Source organism: Maribacter taeanensis, assembly GCF_047345145.1.
Classification (GTDB): Bacteria; Bacteroidota; Bacteroidia; order Flavobacteriales; family Flavobacteriaceae; genus Maribacter_C.
Map to the genome: position 1 here is coordinate 254,940 of NZ_JBLFER010000001.1, position 17,179 is coordinate 272,118.

At 38.8% G+C, this 17,179-nt stretch carries 12 protein-coding genes; 3 read left to right on the forward strand and 9 right to left on the reverse strand.

Annotated features, from left to right (window positions below; translation table 11 throughout):
- Positions 1 to 30: 30 nt before the first annotated feature.
- The 7 genes from ACKWCD_RS01055 to ACKWCD_RS01085 form a co-directional block, all read right to left on the reverse strand.
- On the reverse strand, positions 31 to 633 hold the full coding sequence (locus ACKWCD_RS01055; protein ID WP_413982066.1) for a superoxide dismutase family protein: 603 nt from the start codon (positions 631 to 633) through the stop codon (positions 31 to 33).
- A 94-nt stretch (positions 634 to 727) separates the two neighbouring features.
- Positions 728 to 3,562: a M16 family metallopeptidase gene (locus ACKWCD_RS01060; protein ID WP_413982067.1), complete on the reverse strand. Its 2,835-nt coding sequence runs from the start codon at positions 3,560 to 3,562 to the stop codon at positions 728 to 730.
- 59 nt (positions 3,563 to 3,621) lie between these two features.
- Entirely contained in the window at positions 3,622 to 4,104 is a 483-nt protein-coding gene (locus ACKWCD_RS01065; RefSeq protein WP_413982068.1) for a YdeI/OmpD-associated family protein, read from the reverse strand.
- On the reverse strand, positions 4,104 to 5,318 hold the full coding sequence (locus ACKWCD_RS01070; protein ID WP_413982069.1) for a bifunctional alpha/beta hydrolase/OsmC family protein: 1,215 nt from the start codon (positions 5,316 to 5,318) through the stop codon (positions 4,104 to 4,106). The genes ACKWCD_RS01065 and ACKWCD_RS01070 overlap by 1 nt, the downstream gene beginning before the upstream one ends.
- Before the next feature lie 67 nt (positions 5,319 to 5,385).
- A complete protein-coding gene (locus ACKWCD_RS01075; protein WP_413982070.1) occupies positions 5,386 to 6,093 on the reverse strand; it encodes a DUF2490 domain-containing protein in 708 nt (235 codons plus the stop codon).
- Positions 6,094 to 6,197: 104 nt separating this feature from the next.
- Positions 6,198 to 8,141, reverse strand: a complete 1,944-nt coding sequence (locus tag ACKWCD_RS01080) for a S9 family peptidase (protein WP_413982071.1) — start codon at positions 8,139 to 8,141, stop codon at positions 6,198 to 6,200.
- A gap of 99 nt (positions 8,142 to 8,240) precedes the next feature.
- On the reverse strand, positions 8,241 to 11,501 hold the full coding sequence (locus tag ACKWCD_RS01085; protein WP_413982072.1) for a VPS10 domain-containing protein: 3,261 nt from the start codon (positions 11,499 to 11,501) through the stop codon (positions 8,241 to 8,243).
- Positions 11,502 to 11,712: 211 nt separating this feature from the next.
- Between ACKWCD_RS01085 and ACKWCD_RS01090 the strand changes: the two genes are divergently transcribed.
- From ACKWCD_RS01090 to ACKWCD_RS01100, 3 genes are all read left to right on the forward strand, one after another.
- Positions 11,713 to 12,336 (forward strand): hypothetical protein, encoded by a 624-nt coding sequence (locus tag ACKWCD_RS01090; protein WP_413982073.1) that lies wholly within the window; start codon positions 11,713 to 11,715, stop codon positions 12,334 to 12,336.
- 59 nt (positions 12,337 to 12,395) lie between these two features.
- Entirely contained in the window at positions 12,396 to 13,328 is a 933-nt protein-coding gene (locus ACKWCD_RS01095) for an NAD-dependent epimerase/dehydratase family protein (RefSeq protein WP_413982074.1), read from the forward strand.
- Between the two features lie 258 nt (positions 13,329 to 13,586).
- A complete protein-coding gene (locus tag ACKWCD_RS01100; protein WP_413982075.1) occupies positions 13,587 to 15,245 on the forward strand; it encodes an RICIN domain-containing protein in 1,659 nt (552 codons plus the stop codon).
- 13 nt (positions 15,246 to 15,258) lie between these two features.
- On the opposite strand, the gene ACKWCD_RS01105 is transcribed toward ACKWCD_RS01100, so the two are convergent.
- A complete protein-coding gene (locus tag ACKWCD_RS01105) occupies positions 15,259 to 15,861 on the reverse strand; it encodes a methyltransferase domain-containing protein (protein WP_413982076.1) in 603 nt (200 codons plus the stop codon).
- Positions 15,854 to 17,104: a metal-dependent hydrolase family protein gene (locus tag ACKWCD_RS01110; protein ID WP_413982077.1), complete on the reverse strand. Its 1,251-nt coding sequence runs from the start codon at positions 17,102 to 17,104 to the stop codon at positions 15,854 to 15,856. The genes ACKWCD_RS01105 and ACKWCD_RS01110 overlap by 8 nt, the downstream gene beginning before the upstream one ends.
- Positions 17,105 to 17,179: the final 75 nt, after the last annotated feature.

The window sequence follows — 17,179 nt, forward strand, 5'->3', positions numbered from 1 at the left end:
AGCGGTCTTTTTATAATTTTAAATTTTTGATTACTGAATAATTCCCGTACAACTTACACGGGCTCCAGCGGCACCACTGGGTTGTGAAGTAAAATCATCTACTCCTTGGTGAACGATTACCCCTTTTCCAACAATGTTTTTCGTGTCATCATCGCAACCGATACACCATTCATTGGTAGAAAATTCTATCGTTGCATTACCATCAGCATCTGCAGTAAAGTTTCCAATATCACCTTTGTGATAGCCTTCTTCTGCTCCCCATTTACCATGTGGCGTGTTTGTGGGGTTCCAGTGTCCACCTGTAGATTTTCCGTCTGCAGACGAACAATCGGCCTTATCATGAATGTGAATAGCATGTTCTCCGGGGGTAAGTCCTGTTAAAACAGCCATCATTGTTACTTTGCCACCTTCTTCTGTGAAAGTAACATCGCCAGTTACTGTGCTTTCACTTTTGGGCTCCATTTTAAATTTGATGGTTTCAATTTCCGCTATCTCCTCTTTCATTTCTTTAGCGGCTTCAGCAGCCTCTTCTTGGGCAGCTTTTTTTCCATCTTCCATTCCCTGTTTAAACTGCTTACAATTGTATGAGGCTACTATTAAAAGACCCATTGCGGCTAATTTTATTGTTCTCATCTCTACGTGTTTTAAATGATTTAGTTATTTATGGTTAAAAGGTACATAATATATGTCTTGATTTCAAACCAGACATTTAACCAACTCCTAATTTTTACTCTGTTTCGGGCATTAAAACACCTAAGAAATAGTTTTTATCTAAATACTTTTTTGCAACTTCTTGAAGGTCCTCACGGCTTAAGGCATTGAGGCTTTCTTCAAATTTCAAAATGGAATTTACATCTTTATTTTCTTGATCTGCAGTTAATAAATTATCTATCCAAAACTTGTTAGTTTTTATAGCTTCTTTTCTCTGAACCAGATACGTTTCTTTTACTTTGGCCATATCTTCAACCGTTACACCATCAACTTTAATTTTTTCTACCTCCGCTAAGGCCGCAGCAATTAATTTTTCAACATTCTCAGGTCCACAAGGAAAGGAGATTGAAAAAGAAAGACTAGAGAATGATATTTTATTTAAGCTACCACGAGCACCTACGCCGTAAACTCCACCTTCTTCTTCTCGTAATTTTTCTACCAATTTAATGGTCAAAACCTCACCTAAGGCTTTTACCGCTAACTCGGTTTTAGCATCATGTGGTATCTCTTCTTCCCATGATATAGACACATTGCTTTTGGGATCTTTTCCGCGATTAATCACATGTTTTTGATAAACATCCTTTTGTCTAAATTTTGTGGGTACATAGTTTTCTTTGCTGCCGGTACCCGGCAATGATGCTAAGTATTTCTCTGCAAGCATAGCTACCTGCTTGTCATCAAGATTACCAACTAAATAATAGTGAAAATCTCCAGCGTCAGCAAAACGCTCTTGATATTTTTCATAGGCTAAATCATAATCAGAGGCATCTAACTTTTCAATTGTTGGAAAACCCATGAACCTGGGGTTGCCTTCGTTTCTAATTTGCCCCAATTGATCTTGAAAATAAAATTGCGGATTCGCCATTAAATTACCCAAAAAGCTTTTTTCTTTTGTTAAGAAAGACTGATACGCTTCAGGGTCTTTGTTTAATTCTGTAAAGTACAGATGTACCATCTGAAATAAAGTCTCTAAGTCTTTTGGCGCGGCCGAACCTCTAAAATTTTCGCTAAACCTTCCGATGGAAGGTGATACTCGTGCAATCTTTCCGCTCATGAATTTGTCAAGGTCATTTAGTGATAATCCACCGATACCAGCTTCTGACAGCCCATTATTTGCAAAGGTTGTAGCCCTGTAATCAGCATCTGAATATAAGCTAGAACCACCTGGACTATAGGCTCTAAAAAGCACTTCATCATTTTTAAAGTCTGTCTTTTTATAGGTTACCGTAGCTCCGTTGCTCAATGTCATAGTGGTTACATCAAGTGATTCATTCCTCTTAGTAGAAGCTATTTTACCAGCAGGTGGTAGTTTTTCAATGAGAGTATTGCGTACAGCTTCATCTTTGTAATCAGCAAGATCTGAACTTTGAACAGATGCCAAAAGGGTTTTAACTTCATCTTCGGTAACCTCTTTTAAGCCTTCTTTTTTGGCGCCGGTTAATACAATTACTCGATTGTCATCATGTAAAAAAGCGTTAATCAACTCTCCAACTTCTGTAAGTTGTATGTTTGGTAGAAGACTCTTTGTCGTTTCGTATTCCCATGCAAGACCTGGCATAGGGCTTTGCTCAAGGTAATTATCGATAAACTCTCCTACGATGCGCTCACTTTCTCTTTTATCACGATCATTATATTTCTTTTCTAAATTGGCGAGCAGAGTCTTTTTTGCACGATCAAATTCTCCTTCTTTGAATCCATATCGTTTTACACGTTCATTTTCCTCAAGGATGGATTTAAGTCCATCAAGTTGTCCTTCTGGGCTAGTAACGGCAAAGGATTGATAGGCATTTTTAGTTCGCGCGTAAGTACCACCGTAATAGCTAGACGCAAAGACAAATGGTGGCTCCGGTCCGTTACCTAATTCTGCGATACGGTTATTGATCAGAGTAGAAAATAGATTTTTAACTACTAGTTCGCGATAATCACCAATACTCTTAACTTTTGGTGCCTCAAATTGATCCTTATAAAGAACTTGAACTTGGGTAAAAGCGGCTTCTTCATCTGAAGCAATTGCCACGAATGTCTCTTCATGGTTTGGCAATTCATATGCTTCACGTCCCGATGGTTCTTTAGGTTTGGCAATATTGGAAAAATGATCTTTAATTTTTTGTTCCATAGTCTCAACATCCAAATCACCTACGGCTACAACTGCCATTAAATCTGGGCGGTACCATTTGTTATAATAATCTCGCACATCATCGTATGAAAAATTTTCTAGATTTTCCTTTGTCCCAATCGGAAGCCTCTCCGCATATTTAGAACCGTACATGATCTTAGGCAAAGTAACTCTGAACATTCTTTCATTCGCCCCTAGTCTTAACCGTAATTCTTCAAGAACTACACCACGTTCACCATCAATAGCTTCTTCAGACAGGGTGGTGTTATGTGCCCAATCTTCAATAATCTGAAACCCTTTTTCAAGTTTTTCAGGATCATCACTTGGTATGGGAAGTATATAAACGGTCTCATCAAAACTAGTATATGCATTTAAATCAGCACCGAATTTCACACCAATACTTTGCAGATAATCCACCAAGTCATTTTTTTCAAAATTTTTAGTACCATTAAAGTTCATATGCTCCATGAAATGAGCTAGGCCTAACTGTCTATCCGTCTCCATGATAGAACCAGCATTTACAACTAACCTAAGTTCTACCTTGTCTTCTGGTTTGCCATTATTCTGAATGTAGTAGGTAAGGCCATTGCTCAATTTTCCTATTTTTACATCAGGATTGTAAGGAATGTCACCTTCAAGAATCGCTTGGTTTGGCGTAATGCTCGTGTCTTCTTGAGCAAAAACGAATCCTAGGTTTAGTAGCATGAATAAGGCTAGGGTGATACTTTTTTTCATAGTATAGTATTTGATTAAAATGGTTTCTGGTGTTAATCGAATTATTCTTTCTTAATCTCTTAAGGTTTTAAAAGGTACTTATTTTCTTTTATTCCTCGTTTAAGATTCTCACAAATTAGTAAAGATTTATCAATTCTGGTTTGAGAATTTTTATATCTAGCTATCATATAAATAATTCCTCTTTTTTTTCCTGCTGTGAGCGCTTCGAAAATCTGAAATGCCTCATAGTCGCTTAGCAAAACCGCATCGAGCTCTTCTGGCATTTCAACTCCATATTTACTATTATCTTCAAAGAATTGTATCTGAAAATAATCATTAGGAAAAATACCTAATTCTTTCTGATAGCGCTTACCAAACATCATATAATGTAGCCCATTTCTCTTTTGAATTGCACCATGAAAGTTTAGCTCTTTGCCTTCGAAAGTTGCTTTGACTTTAACTCGTTTCAATTTTTTCTCTAGAAAAGGACGAATTATATCTTCAGGAAGTAAGAGTGAATAAAAACTTCCGGTAACAGAGATTTCAAAAGGTTCACTTTGCACTATTGAATCAATTTGGTGATTACTTGTGTTTCGCTATGAAGCGTTTTATGCACTGGACATTTATCTGCAATTTGTAAGATACGGGTGATTTGTTTTTCGTCCAAATCACCAATAAGTTTTATCTCTCGGTGGAAGGTGTCAATTTTTGCCGCATCTTCCTCGCAGTTTTCACAATCTTCTGCATGTGACTTTGAATAGGAAGTATGTACTTCTATATTTTCTAACGACCATCCTTTTCGTCTTACGTACATTTGAACTGTCATCGCCGTACAAGCGGATAAACCTGCAGAAACAAACTCGTAAGGAGAAGGACCGAAATCATTCCCTCCAAATGAAATAGGCTCGTCAGCGGTGATGTAATGGTTACCCACCTTCATTGCGGTAGTAAATCCGTCTTCGGCATCTAAACTTGCAACTACCTGATGTTTTGTTTTTAAATTAGACTCATCAGGAATCTCTACATAGCGTTGCGCCCATCCCGCAATAACTTCTCCAGCATATATCGAATCTTTTTTATTCATTAGCAAATGGTCTGCACCATTTAAAGAAACAAAGCTCTTCGGATGACGGGCAGCAATATAGATTTCTTCTGCATTTTTAATTCCCACAGTAGCGTCTTGAGGTGAATGCATCACCAACACTGCTTTTCTAAGATTTTGAGCAGTTTCTGGAAGTGATTTAGATTCCAAATCATCTAAAAACTGTTTTTTGATGGTGAAATCGCGGCCACTTAAATTCACAACTGCTTTGCCGGTAGACTTAATTTCCTCTATTCCGCTTCGTAGCAGATGTTGCACATGATTCGGATTCGAAGGAGCTCCAATAGTGGCAACAGCCTTCACCGATTGAATTTCGGATGCTGCAAAAATAACGGCAGCACCTCCTAAAGAATGGCCAACCAAAAGGCTAGGGGCTTGATGGTTTTCTTCGAGATAATCAGCTGCAGCAATTAAATCTTCTACGTTGCCTGAAAAGTTAGTGTCTTCAAAATCACCTTCACTTTCTCCGAGTCCTGTAAAATCAAAACGTAGGACTCCAAAACCCTTTGATGTCAAGGCTTTTCCAATATTCTTTACTGCGGATAAATTCTTATTGCAGGTAAAGCAATGCGCAAATATGGCGTAGTTATGAGGGTGTTGATTTACAGGAAGTTCTAACCTTCCCACTAAGTTCTGCCCTTCTTTATTCTGGAATGTTACTTTTTGTAAATTCATCTTAAGATGCTATTTATTAGTTGACGGAAGCCATTGAACACCTTGCCAACTGCCACTGCCTACTGATTTACTCTTTTTTCTTTTTCCGTAAGTCGGGATTATAGAAAACTCCTATCTGTAAACGATCAAAATTTGCGGTTGGGAAATGATTTTTTAAATAGCCCGCTTGCACACTAAGGTTTTCGGTAACATTTACACCTAGGGCCCCATATAAACGATTTTGACCGTAGACATTATCTTGTAAATTCAGAAAAATTTCATCATATAAATTCAAAAAGAAAATATCGGTTAAGGGCAATGTTACCTGCAGCCTATAACGTGCACGATGTTGCGTGTCTTTATCACCAAAGTCTTTATCATTAATGAAACGTTGTTCTAGTCGGTAGCGATGTTCAAATTTAAACTGGCCGACCGTATTTTTTAAAATGAACTGTTCAAATATGCGGTGTTCAGAAATCTTACTGTCGTCCAATAGAATATCACCGAATGCCCTGAAATCTTCGAAAGTTGGGTCGGTGGAGATATAACCATAACCGAATGTAGCAATTGCGTTAGGATTGATATGATAATTCAATCCCGTTCGCAACAGTAACTGATTGAAATTTTTGCCGTTTTCATAATATCGCAATTGCGCCTCTGTATGAATGCTAAGCTTTTCAGAAACTTTATTCGTGCCGAAATACATATGCCATGAACCCCATTTGTCATCGCCTATTTCTTGGGCAAAAGTTGAAATGGTAAAAAGTAGGGGAAGTAGTAAAAGTGTTTTTTTCATTAAAAAATGCAGTTGTTGTCTGGTCGAGCGCAGTCGAGACCTAATTAAGCAAGGAGTTTGTTAAAACCACTCCGCTGCGCTCGAGGAGACAGTAAAGTTAAAATTTAAATATCTGTTTCTTTTATCATAGAATCCCCATCTTCAATTGGAATACCTTTATCTCCTTTTAAATGGACATCTAAAAATTTAAGTGCTTCGCTATAAGCCTTGATTTGATTTTCTTTTTTCACGAATCCGTGGCCTTCATCTTCGAACAATACATATTCTACTGGGACACCATTTTTACGGACCCCAGCAACAATCTCATCTGATTCTACCTGAAGGACTCTTGGGTCTTTTGCACCTTGTAGTACGATTAAAGGTTTGGTGACTTTATCAGTATGAAATAGAGGTGAAATTTCTCGAAGACGCACAGAGTCGGCACTGTTCGGGTCACCCAGTTCTAGGTACAAAGCTTCTTTTTGCGCTTCCCACCATGGTGGAATGCTACGTAGGGTACGAATCCAGTTGGTAACACCGAAAAGGTTCACACCTACATCAAATTCTTCGGGAGTAAAGGTTAGAGCTGCCATAGTCATATAGCCACCATACGAACCACCGATAATTCCGATTTTTTCGGCATCAATTTCTGGCTGAGTAGCTAGCCAATCTTTACCAGCAACGCAGTCCTTCAAATCTTTGTCTCCGTGGTTAAGGTCATCCATTTTGTAGAATGTTTTTCCATAGCCACTGCTTCCTCTATTATTTACGGCCAATACGGCATAACCATGATTCACCATATATTGGAGAAATGAATTAAAACCCTGACGGGATTGCCCCCCAGGACCACCATGTACCCAAACCATTGCCGGAACTTTAGTCTCGGCTGATGCCTGATGTGGTAGGTAATAAATAGCCGGAATCTCCAAACCATCAAACGATTTGTAACGAACTACCTCCGCTCGCACCATATCCTGTGCTTGTATATCGTCATTCAAAACATCAGTCAATTTGGTTTGCTCTTTAGATTCTAGATTGTATACATACAAGTTTGAAGGCGTGTGAGAGCCTCCTGCATAAAAGCGCATCCATTTTTCATCATCTGAGAAACCTACGTTGGTAATGGCCATTCCATCAAAAGAGGGCAAGTCGATATTTTCACCCGAAGCTACATCCATAACCTCGATTGTGTTTTTAGCATCTTCGTTTATGTAGGTAACCTGGTAGGTTCCATTTTCGGTAAAATACGACCCCATAATATCCCAACTTTTCGTCATCACTTTTTCACTGGTTTTATCTGCAATATTGTATTTCATTAATTGCGAAAATTCATTGCCATCATCGGAAGTGTAATACATTGATTTTCCATCAGGAGAAAAATCTTCGGGACTATTCCCACTTTGATTGGTATTGATTTTGGTCAATGATTTGTCCTCCATTCCGTAGAGGAATAAATCGGAATCATTTGTATTTATGGGCTTTATGAGCGGTAAATACTTTTTGTCTTCTGAAAGACCTCCTAGGAAATAGCCATCATCATTTTGATATAGCATTTTTGGAGTGAAGGTTTCTAAATCCATTTCATAAAGGTCTGTGAAACGCTCATCCCGCTTATTAGAAGTATAATAAAAACTCTTTTTGTCATCCGTCCATCCGTAAAAGCTGGCTCTTTTTCCTTCATCCGGAGTTAAATCTTTATGGCTTCCATCGGTATCTCGTAAATAGATGTGATAGATTTCATCGCCATTACCATCCATACGAAAAAGCATCCGCTCGTCTTTTGGAAAATAAGAGATTCCGAATACCGAAGAACTATCCGATTGGGTGACAGGCATCATTTCTCCTCCTGCAGTTGGAACGGTATACATGTTATATATACCTGACCTATTGCTTGAAATCAGCATTTTTGATTTGTCCGGAGAAAAACTACCGCCTCCAATAGCTTCATTATCCATCATTTGTTCGATGGTGTAGGTTTTCATCGTTTCCGCTATACTGGGCTCAGCGGGCTTTTGTTCTTTGCATCCCCAAATTAGGGCGATTGCACATAATACTGCTAATTGTTTCATGATGTTTGTTTTTAAATTGATTGTTGTTGGATAAGTGTCAGATGCTCGGTGCACGATGTAAGAAATCATCGGGCTTCGAGCATCCAACATCCAGCTTTTTTAATTCATACTAAAACTCTTTGTGTCTTTAAAAGGTGAAACCTTCAATGCTTCTATAGATTTGCGATAACTTTTCCAGCGATCCGAGAAGAAGCTATTGGTTTTGTTCAAGGCATCTTTCAAATCATCTTCGGCATACTTGATTAAGTTCTTCTCTGTTTCTGTCAAGCTTGTTTTTCGAGTCTCTGTGTAATACCCAGCATTTCCAATGCGTTGCATGACGTTAATTTCAGGATTTCGAGTTATACCTTGCCGTTTGTCTTCTTTTCCGATATATAAGGCAACTACAGAATCAATGGCCTTTACAATATCAGTTGAGGCCTTAATTTGGTCCTTGTACTTTTTCTTGTCCATTTCTTTCAATTCCTTGGAGTACTTATTGGCGACGTTTTTGCTTTCATTCAATTGCTTTACAGCATCTGCAGCAGTTTGCGTCATGTTTGCGATTTTCTCTGAAGCTTCATAAATTTCGTTTATAGAATTCATATCGACATTCAATCGCGGGTCGGTTTTGACCGTTATCATAGTTTCATCGGTAACATCTCCATAGCTCATTCTGACTTTGTAAGTTCCTGGTTTTACACTTCGTCCACCGCGCTCGTTTTTGCGTTTGCTGATTTTGCGGGATGGTCTATCCGGACCTTTTTCATCCATTCCCCAATAAATTCTATGGAAACCAGCCTTTTCAGGTGTTTTATATTTCAATGTACGGATGACTTTATCGCCACTTAAAAATTCAAACTGAACGGAATCCTTTTTCTGTACTCCTGTAAGTTCTTTTTCATCATCGTCTTTGCGAGCTTGCGAAGCAATCTCTTCATCTTTAGAACTATCCTTTGATTTGTCCTCTTCGTCTTCCTTAGACTTATTCTCTTTTTTCTTCCCTTCCTTCAGGTAATACGTAATCATCGCACCTAGTTTGCGATTTTCTGCGTTGTACAGGGCATCACCCCCAAAACGACTTCCTGTAGGTTGCTGAATAGCTGCTTGATATGCTGTTGGTGGTGTGAATAGTTTCGCATCCGCATTCAAAATAGCTTTGTTCGAAGCTAATTCCCGAAGGGGACGAATATCATCCAGCACCCAAGCGGCACGGCCGAAAGTGCCAATCACTAAATCATGTTCTCTTGGGTGAATTACCAAATCCTTGGTGGAAACCGTTGGGAAACCTTCCGTCCATTTTTGCCAGTTTGCGCCGGCATTAAAGGAAATGTATAAGCCGTCATCTGTACCTAAGAATAGCAGATTTGCGTTTTCAGGGTCTTCTACAATCGATAGGGTATAGCTCTGCACATCGGATGCATCAACGATACGTTCCCAAGTTTTACCATAGTTTCTCGTACGGTAAGCGTAGGGAGTATAGTTGAACCTTCTGTAATCATTCGCGATTAATAGTGCTTCTCCTTTATTTTTGTTGGAAGCCTTGATTTGAGGAATCCAACTTCCTGTTGGTAAACCTTTGATGTTCTGGGTGACATCAATCCAAGTTTCTCCTCCGTTTTGGGTGTAATGTACAAGGCCATCATCAGAACCTGTCCATAACATATCTTTTTCTAATGGCGAAGGTTCAATAACCAATAGGGTTGTATGATTCTCTGCTCCAGTGGCATCCATAGATAGTCCACCACTTTCGCTTTGCTTTTGTTTTTCAGGGTCGTTAGTGGTTAAATCGGGAGAAATGACTTCCCAAGTCAAACCTTTATTGGTACTCTTATGCACAAATTGACTTCCAAAGTATGCAGTGCTATTGTCAAAAGGGTCTTGCCCAATGGCTGCATTCCAATTAAACCGGAGTTTCGTTTTGGCATCCGGTGGAGTAGGGCGTACGATATAATTGTTGCCCGTAATATGGTCATAACGTTGTACAAAACCTTGTTGGCTCATCGTGTAACCATACTGCGAATTCTCTAAATCAGGTACAACATCAAAACCATCCCCGAAACTGATTTCTTGCCAGTAGCTGTTACGAATACCTTGTCGTTTCCAAACATAGGCAGGTCCACGCCAGGAGCCGTTGTCCTGCATTCCGCCATAAACATTGTACGGGAATTCATTATCCGTTGCAATATGATAGAATTGCGCCACGGGAATATTACCAATAAAACGCCATGATTTACCGCCATCTTTGGAAATGTTGAATCCACCGTCGTTACCATTCAAAATGAACTGTCCATTCTCTGGATGTATCCAAAAGGCATGATGGTCAGGGTGAACTCCGTTGGTAACATCATTACCATAGGCATTCATCAGTTGTTTGAAGTTTTTACCGCCATCTTCGGATACATTGATAAACGTAAATACCGAATATACCCGATTTTCATTCTGAGGGTCTACATAGATTTCAGAATAGTAAAATGGACGATTGCCGATATCGGACTTGTCATTTATTTTTTTCCATTTAAATCCACCATCTTCTGATTTGTATAGCGCGTTCTTTTTAGCTTCTACCAAAGCATAAACAATATTGGGTTTTCCCGGAGCTATTGCGATTCCAATTCTTCCTAAGTCTCCTTTGGGGAGTCCATCTTCTTCGGTCAGCTTTTTCCAATTTTTACCACCATCGTGGGTCATGTAAAGTCCGCTACCTTTTCCTCCGGATTTAAAAAACCAAGGGTCACGTTTGTGCTCCCACATGGCAGCAATCAATTTATTCGGATTCGTTGGGTCCATCACCAAATCGGCAACTCCTGTTTTGTTATTTACAAACAGGACCTTCTCCCAAGTTTCGCCACCATCGGTAGTTTTATAAACACCACGCTCAGGATGTTCGCCCCAAGGCGAACCAATAGCACCCACATAAACCGTATTTGGGTCTGTTGGGTCAATTTTTATTCTGTGGATATGACGGGTTTTTGTAAGTCCCATCGCCTTCCAGCTTTTACCACCGTCTAAAGATTTGTAGACACCAAAACCACCGTTCAAACTGTTTCTAGGATTTCCTTCTCCAGTACCCACCCAAATCACAGAAGGGTTAGATTGCTGAATGGCTAAAGCACCAACAGATGCCGTAAGTTCTTCATCGAAAATCGGTTCCCATTTGATACCTCCAGAAGTAGATTTCCATATACCGCCTGAAGCCGTACCCACATACATGATATCAGGATTGGAATGCACGGCATCAATGGCCGTAACACGCCCGCTCATACCACCAGGACCAATGTTTCTGGGTTTTAGGTCTTGGACGAGGTCCATATTAAAGTCTTGCGAAAAGGTTAGTAAGCTTGAAAAGAAAAGTGCAAAAAAGAGTAGTTTTTTGGTCATTTTAGATTGAATTAATTAGTCGGATTAAATATAGGGAAAAGATTCAGGGGATTTCTTAAAGGGGTGTTAAGAACTTGATAGTTTTGGTCTCGATAACAAATGTTATAAATGTGTTGTTATCTCTCGATTTTGGTTGGATAACACTTATATTTATGTTGTTATAAACGAGTTGTAGGGAATTATGAAGAACATTTTACTTCTAACAATCATTATGGGTTTAAGCATAAACTTATTTGCTCAAAATTGCCCAAAACCTAATATTTCGAAAGAATTAGAAATAAGAATAAGCACAGACTCAATTTATAAACAGGATGTTCAATTTAGGATAGAATATTATGCCAAACTAAGTAAAGTAATTCTTCCAAAGTATTTTGGATTAAAAGATTTAATAAGACAAAAAATAGAAATTGAAGACAAGGAAAAAGTAAAAGAGCTGGCAAAATCGTACGAACAAAATCGGATAGAATATTTAAATGAAATTAAAGAAAATCAATTAGTCAAATATCAAGATGCTTTAGGTTATAGTAACCTAAATACCTTATTGATTTTTGAAACTTTAAGTCTTTTCCCGGACTCATATGCAATGCTTTTTAATAATACTGTTCTTAATAGTAAGGCTAATGCAAAAGATAAAATTCTGATTGACCAATTACACTTAAAATACAGTAATGTTCTAACAGAAAATTCAGACTGCATAAAAGATATGATAATGGATATAAAAACTTCAAAAAAGGAATTTAAGATTGTTGAAATATTTCAAAATGCTGGAAATAGAGCCAAAGTGGATGAAGCGAAAACGAAATTGATAAATTTGCTTATTTGGGCGGAAAAATAACTTCTTACAACAAAACCTCCAATGAACAATCTCAATCCAAATCTTTAATAAAAACAGCCATGCACACCATCCTAGGCGCAAACGGAATCATCGGCGAGGAACTCGCCAAAGAGCTACGAGCCAACTATACCAAAGAAATCAAACTAGTAGGGCGTAACCCGAAAAAGGTACACCCTGATGATGTTTTATGTACAGCTGATTTATTCAATATTGAAGATGTCCACAAGGCTTTAGAAAATACCGAGATTGCTTATATGACCTTTGGTCTGCCTTATACTTCCGAAGTTTGGCTTCGTGATTGGGTTTGTATTATGGAGAACGTCATAGAAGGCTGTAAAAAACAGAATTGCAAGCTGGTCTATTTTGACAATACCTATATGTATCCGCAAGATGCCGCGGTTCAGAAAGAAGATACGCCTATGAGTTCTTCAGGCAAAAAAGGTACAGGTAAGAAGTTGGCAGCTGAAATGCTGTTAAAGGCAATGGCCAACAAAGAAGTCGAAGCTTTGATTTGTCGCGCGCCAGAATTTTATGGTCCGGGAAAAACGAAAGGGTTTACTAATGCCTTGGTTTTTGAAGCCTTAAAGAATGGCAAAAAGCCAAAAGTGTTTCTAAGTGATAAAGTACTGCGCACTTTGATTTATACCCCTGATGCGAGTAAGGGAATGGCTGTATTGGCGAATACTCCCGATGCCTATGGGCAAACCTGGCACTTACCCTGTGATGATAATCGATTGACGTACAAACAGTTTATAGCTGAGATTTCTAGCCAGTTGGGAAGAGAAGTAAAATACACCGTGCTCAGCTCCTTTGTGTTGAAAATACTTTCCTTGTTTTATCCGATGATTAAAGAAACCAAGGAGTTATTCCCCAGATATCAAATTGATAATATTTTTGATTCATCGAAGTTTAAGGCAAGGTTTCCTGATTTTGAGGTGACTACCTATAAAGAAGGTATTCAAAGTATCCTTGAGGATTACGAAATAAAATAAGTCTTTTGTTCCTTCCCCTGCTAGGGGAAGGAACCTTCAACTATTCTTTTCTTATTTTTTGAAATTAGCTTTTATCTTCATGAGTATAGAAGAAGGGTTTTAAATATCATTTTGTTTTGGTTTAGTATTTTAAAAAAACCTCCTCACTCCTGCATTTTATTAGACATACACTTTATCGAAAGGTGATATTCTCCTACAATAAAATCAGAATTAAACAGTTTTCTATGCAACCCAATTTGAATTTTATCCTTGTCCCCCATGAGAAAAATATACCTGATTATTCTTTCTGCAGTTGTCTTTGTTACTAGCTGTACGGATGAAACAACCTATATCGACCAACAAAGCCTAGGTAGAGAACTTATATTAGAAGAAAGTAATACAGTGCTCTCAAATGGAATTAGCGACCGCAGCAATCGTATTTTAGATATTTACTTTGAACATGAAATATCTGGTAAAAATGCTGGTATGTCTTTGAGTACCACTAGTGATTTTCATCTGAATTTGGTAGGTCAAGTGTCAAGTCCTAATTTTGAAGGGAGTTCAAATCTTGCCGCGACTCATGTGGATTACCAAGACCAATTTGCCTATGTTTCGTACAATACTATCGGTGAAACTTTTGCAGGTGCAATAGATATTATTGATTTAACTGATCCCCTGTCACCAGTTTTAGTTTCAAGAATGTACATGTTTAATAGAGATGCTAACGTTGTTTTATATGACGATGGGTATGTATATGTGCTAGGAAGTGTAGATACTGAAAAGGTTTTAGAGGCTACAGGTGAATCTTTTATCGCCAAAATAGCTGTTCAGAATGGTACTATTGATTTAGATAGTGTGGAATATTTCTACCAGCAAGGTAATACGGCAACTGGTATTACCAAAATGCAAAACTCCTATTATGTAACTAGTGGAGTAGCGGGGTCCATCGCGAAGTATGATGGCAATGCTTTCTTAAAGTCTAGTGAAGTTCCTTTTGATGATTTGCGTTCCGTTACTTCCTCAAATGGAAAATTAGCGGTTTTGGATGGTAGTACGGGAGTTACAATAATGGATGGAGACTTAAATGTGCTATCGCAAATAAACACGAGTTCTAGTTTTGTAAATGACGCGAAGCGAACTATATCTATGACAGCAGATCAAGTAATTGTGGCAGAAGGTGCCGAAGGAGCGGGAGTGTATAATATAACAACAGGAGCACTTGAAGAGCGTTTGCCAATTCTTTTAGATCCTAAAAATATCCTTCCCTCTGATAAGGTTACCAATGCAGTTTCAGTAAATGGTAATGCTACGCTTTTGGCCAATGGAGGTGCTGGTTTGGCTATTAAGGTAAAGAATGAATTGCTCGATTTAATGGGTGTTGTAGAATTAAATGGTTCTATTAATTACGTAGTTTCTGATGGGAATTACATATTTGCCGCCTCTGGAAATTCAGGTTTGCAAATCATACATAAAATACGAACACAAGAAAGCTTGATTATACCAGAAGGTAATTATTTGATTAGAGCAAGACATAGCGGTCGTGTTTTAGGATTGTCTAGTTTATCTGCCGCTAACGGAACAAATATTTCACAAGAGAGCACATCAGGACAGGCTGAAAGTGAAGCGTGGAATCTAGAGATTCTCGATTCTGGCGCATATGTGATTAGATCAACGTATTCAAATAAGGCTGCTCAAATGGAACCGGTATCGGGGCAACGCTATAATAATGTTCAGCAATGGGAGTATGAAGGCGAAATCAGTCAACAATGGGCCATAGAACCGGCTGCAGAAGAAGGTTATTTTTATATCAGAAACCTTTCAGATAATCAATATATGGATGTTTTTGGGCGTAGGACTTCAGCTGGGACGAATCTAATTACATGGCCATTTCATGGAAGAGGTAACCAGCAATGGCAATTTGAGCCTCTAAATCAGTAAAAGTTTTATCGATCTAAATGTGCTTTTGAAATATTCCGAATAATTCATTCCCAACTCTTGGCGGAATAGAATTGCGGCATCTTTCAAAAGTTATCGTTTTGAAAGTGGGTTCTAAATAGCTTAAATACAGCTCTTTGTCTCCTCCAAAAGGACGCTTTTCTATATCTCCCGTTAAGGGAATATCAAACCAAACCCCAACAAGCTTTCCTTTTGGCTTGAGCAATTTTGCCATTTGTGTTGCATAGCGATTTCTGTTCTCATCCGTTGGAACAAATGAGCAGAAAAAAGTCTGTTCGAAGATGAGGTCGTATTGGGTTTCGTGAAGGAAGAAATCCTCCAATAACAATTGCTCCTCAGGAAATTCCGGATTCCGTTCTTGAAATTGCTTTAGAGGGAATTCCGAGATATCCATTACATGCACATTCTGAAAACCTTGTTTCCAAAGATATTCTGCTTCGTAAGCGTTCCCAGCTCCTGGGATTAAAATTGAGATGGATTTATCTTCCAATTGGTCAATGTATTCTTGCAGGGGAGTAGAGGGGTAACCAATATCCCATCCGGTACGCTCTTCTTGGTAGCGTTTTGTCCAGTAGTGTTGTTCTTCGGGATTATTCATTCTTGTAAACTTCGCCGTCTTTCATTACAAATTTTACGTTTCGCATAGCGCTGATATCTTTTGCAGGATTTCCTTCTACAGCAATAATATCGGCTAAAAATCCTTTTTGCAATTTTCCCAGATTGTTCAAATGAAAGACTTTGGCGTTCAGTGAAGTTGCTGATTTCAAAACCGCCAATGGTTTCATTCCATAGTCGACCATTAATTCCAATTCACGATAATTTTTCCCATGGGTAAATACGCCAACATCACCACCAAAAACAATATCTACTCCCGATTCCAAAGCCAACTTAAATGATTTTCTCTTGTTTTTAATGCGTTGGGGTTCAGGTTCGCTTCCTTTTTTCCAGCCTTGATATTGGGTTATGGCATCGCCGGCGGCCAAAGTAGGGCAGAGCGCAACTCCTTTTTCTTTCATCAATTTAAAAATTTCTAAAGTGCCTCCAGCACCATGTTCAATCGTTTCAACACCACCTTTTATAGCTCGGCGCATACCTTCAGGAGTACTCGCATGTGCAACTGCATATTTGCCTGCTGAGGTAGCCGTTGCGACCATAGCATCGATTTCCTCTTGTAAAAAGGTAGGTTCTGAATCAGCTCCTGGTGTCCAGCGATAGTCCGCGTAGATTTTTATAAAGTCCGCTCCATTTCCCATTTGACGCCGAACCGTTTTTATGACTTCATCCACTCCGCTTGCAGGTTCAGCTCCTAAGGGCACTTTTACGCCATCATGAAAGCCTTTTGGTCCATAGGCACCCGTTGCTACAATAGCTGGTCCCGCAACCAACATTCGTGGTCCTGGTATGATACCTTCGTCAATGGTTCTTTTTAAATACACATCAGTGTACCCGGCACCTTCGGAACCTAAGTCTCTTGTACTTGTAACTCCTGCCATTAAAGTACTCTTAGCATAAACTGTTCCTCGAATGGCACGTTCTATAGGAGATTCTTTCAAAACTTGGTCATTCCAAGAAGTTTCGTTGTACGGATGTAAAAGCAAATGCGAATGGCCTTCGATAAGTCCGGGCATTAAGGTCATGCCTTTTAAAGCTATGGTTTTAGTGTTATTTGGGAGTGTTACGTCAGAAGCTTTTCCGGCATAAACAATGGAATTTCCTTCTACCAAAACCACCCAGTTCCCATGCATTTTCTCGCCGTCAAAAACTCGGTCAGGTTGAAGCAGAGTTTGTGATTGAATCGAAATGGAAAGGAGGCATAGAAATAGACAAAATGGCGTTTTCATAAGTATTCGTTTTTAGCAGTATTGGTAATTAGTTTGATGAATAGTTTTCATATTAGGCTTGGGTTTACATCCCCC